The sequence below is a fragment of the Isoptericola sp. NPDC057391 genome (assembly GCF_042668085.1).
Classification (GTDB): Bacteria; Actinomycetota; Actinomycetes; order Actinomycetales; family Cellulomonadaceae; genus Isoptericola.
This window is the reverse complement of the sequence record NZ_JBHVBO010000307.1, coordinates 1-2,670: the sequence shown is the minus strand read 5'-3', so window position 1 is coordinate 2,670 and position 2,670 is coordinate 1. Positions and strand designations below refer to the sequence as shown.

Annotated in this window: 3 protein-coding genes; all 3 read right to left on the bottom strand. The window is 69.8% G+C overall.

Going from position 1 to position 2,670, the window contains the following annotated elements:
• Window positions 1–739, bottom strand: a 739-nt coding sequence (locus ACFUVW_RS20550; protein ID WP_430573147.1) for a hypothetical protein, incomplete at its 3' end; no start/stop codon positions are given.
• Window positions 740–789: 50 nt separating this feature from the next.
• Complete coding sequence (locus ACFUVW_RS20545; protein ID WP_430573146.1) at window positions 790–1,749, bottom strand: carbohydrate ABC transporter permease; 960 nt, start codon at window positions 1,747–1,749, stop codon at window positions 790–792.
• On the bottom strand, window positions 1,746–2,594 hold the full coding sequence (locus ACFUVW_RS20540) for a carbohydrate ABC transporter permease (RefSeq protein WP_430573148.1): 849 nt from the start codon (window positions 2,592–2,594) through the stop codon (window positions 1,746–1,748). Before ACFUVW_RS20540 ends, ACFUVW_RS20545 begins: the two co-directional genes overlap by 4 nt.
• Window positions 2,595–2,670: the final 76 nt, after the last annotated feature.

Genomic DNA, 2,670 nt, shown 5'->3' with positions numbered 1-2,670 from the left:
TATGAGAATTGTTCCAACCAGTTATGGCAAACCGCCGTACGGGCGGGCGGGGGCGGTGCGACCGCACGCGCCGGCCGGAAGATCGTAAGGCCGCGCGGCCGCGGCGTCGGGTCTCGACGCCCACCACGGCGAGGGCGAGCAGGCCGCCCACCACCAGCACGAGCGGCGGCAGCATCCAGACGAAGACGACGCACAGCGCCGCCGCGACGGCGAGCAGCACCGACCCCGTGAGGTCGTCCTGGGTGCGCTGCACGCCCGCGGCCAGCGCCTCGCGCGCCGTCAGGCCGGGGCCGTCGCCGGAGGCGGCGGGCTCCGACCAGGCGCCCGCCGCACGGGCCAGCACGGCGACGACGGCCGCCGCGGCGACCGCGACCACCACCGCGACGACGCTCGCGCCGGGAAGCACGTCCGCCCGGGCGAGCTGCCAGTCCAGGGCGAGCAGCAGCGCCACCGCGACGGCGGCGAGGCCGAGCGGCCACAGGGCCCGCACGGCCGCCCACCAGTCCCGGGCGAACCGGGCCACGCCGATGTCGTGCCCGGTCACCTGCCGGCGGACGTGCGCCACGCCCGCCGCCAGGGACGGCACCGCGGTGACCAGCAGCAGGCTGCCGAGCGCGACGAGCACCCCGGCCAGCACCACCTCGGCGAAGAGGCCGAGGGCGGCACCCGTCCTGGTCTCGCCGCCGCCCGCGGGGCGCTTCGCGCGCCCCCGGCGCTCGCGTCCCGACCCTGCCGCCATGGCCACCCCTTCCGTCACCGTCGCGCTCGCCGTCGTGCCGTGCCCCATCGTCAGCCCTTGAGGCCTTGGGTGGCGACGCCGTCGACGATGTAGCGCTGGAAGAGGATGAAGAAGAGCATCACGGGCAGCAGCGCGAGGACGGCCATGGCCATCTGGGCGCCGTAGTCGGACACGCTGGTCTGGTCGACGTACAGGCGCAGCGCGATGGGCAGGGGGTACATGTCGGGCTTCTTCAGGTACAGCAGGGGGCCGAGGAAGTCGTTCCACGACCAGATGAACGCGAAGATGCTCGAGGTGATGATCGCCGGGCGCATCAGCGGCAGCATGATGGAGCCGAAGATGCGCGCGTGCCCGGCGCCGTCGATACGCGCTGCCTCGTCCAGCTCGCGAGGCAGGTTGCGCATGAACTGGACCATGAGGAACACGAAGAACGCCTCACCGGCAAGGAACTTCGGCGCCAGCAGCGGGATGAACGTGTTCACCATGCCGAGCTCGTTGAACATGATGTATTGCGGGATGATCACGACGTGGAACGGCAGCAGCAGGGTGCCGATCATGATCGCGAAGAAGATCCCGCGGCCGGGGAAGTCGATCCGGGCGAACGCGTACGCGGCGACGGTGGAGGACAGGATCACCCCGACCACCGACGCGACCGCGAGGATCATCGAGTTGCCGAAGAAGGTCCAGAACCCGACCCCGCCGATCCCGGACAGCGCCGTGGCGAAGTTGTCCAGCGACAGGTTGTCCGACCACAGGCTGATGTTCCCGATGATCTCGTTCGACGGCTTGAACGAGCTCATGAGCATCCACGCCGCCGGGTAGAGCACCACGATCGTGCAGATCACCATGAAGGCGTGGAACCCGACCGACCGGGCCCCCTTGCGCCGGCGCGCAGCCTGACGCGAGGACGTGTCGACCGGCCCGGCCGGGCGGGACGAGCCGCCGCCGGTGGGGAGTCCTGTCGCAGCCGCCTGGTTCGACAGCGGCGGGGTCGTGATGTGCGCGCTCATCGGTTGTCTCCGGAGTAGTGGACCCAGGCGTTGGAGGTCTTGAACAAGATCGCGGTGATGATGCCGACCACGACGACCAGGACCCAGGCCATGGCCGAGGCGTACCCCATGTCGAACTGGGCGAAGCCCTTGATGTACAGGTACAGCGTGTAGAACAGGGTCGAGTCCGCCGGGCCGCCGGTGCCGCCGGAGATGATGAACGCCGACCCGAACACCTGGAACGCGCCGATGGTCTCCAGCAGCAGGTTGAAGAACAGCACCGGGGACAGCATCGGGATCGTGATCCGCCAGAACTTCCTGACCGGGCCCGCACCGTCCACCGACGCGGCCTCGTACAGCTCGCCCGGGATCTGCTTCAGCCCGGCGAGGAAGATGACCATCGGGGCGCCGAACGTCCACACCGCCAGCAGCACGAACATCGGCATCGTCTTGGACGGGTCACCCACCCAGCCCCCGGCCGGCAGCCCGAACAGCTGCTGGATCCGGTCCACGATGCCGTCGTCGATGAACATCGCCTTCCACACGATCGCGATCGACACCGAAGCACCGATCAGCGAGGGGGCGTAGAAGATCGACCGGTACGCGCCCTGGCCGCGGTGCTTCATGTTCAGCACCATCGCGACCAGCAACGCCGCCGCGAGCTTGATCGGCGTACCGACCAGCACGTAGATCGCGGTCACCTTCGCCGACGTCCAGAACCGCGGGTCGTCGAACAACGCCGTGAAGTTCTCCAGCCCCACCCACGACGGCGGCCGGAACAGGTCGTAGTCCGTGAACGCCAGGTACAACGACGCCACCATCGGGAACGCCGTCAGCACCACGAAACCCACCAACCACGGCGACAGGAACGCGAACCCCGCACCGGCCTCACGCCGGCGCCTGGCCCGCCCCCGCTCGGGGGACGCCCATGGCGCGCTTGCC

Bases quoted from the DNA above. Each gene is read 5' to 3' on its own strand.
- ACFUVW_RS20545 (WP_430573146.1), bottom strand. From the start codon at position 1,749: ATGAGCGCGCACATCACGACCCCGCCGCTGTCGAACCAGGCGGCTGCG.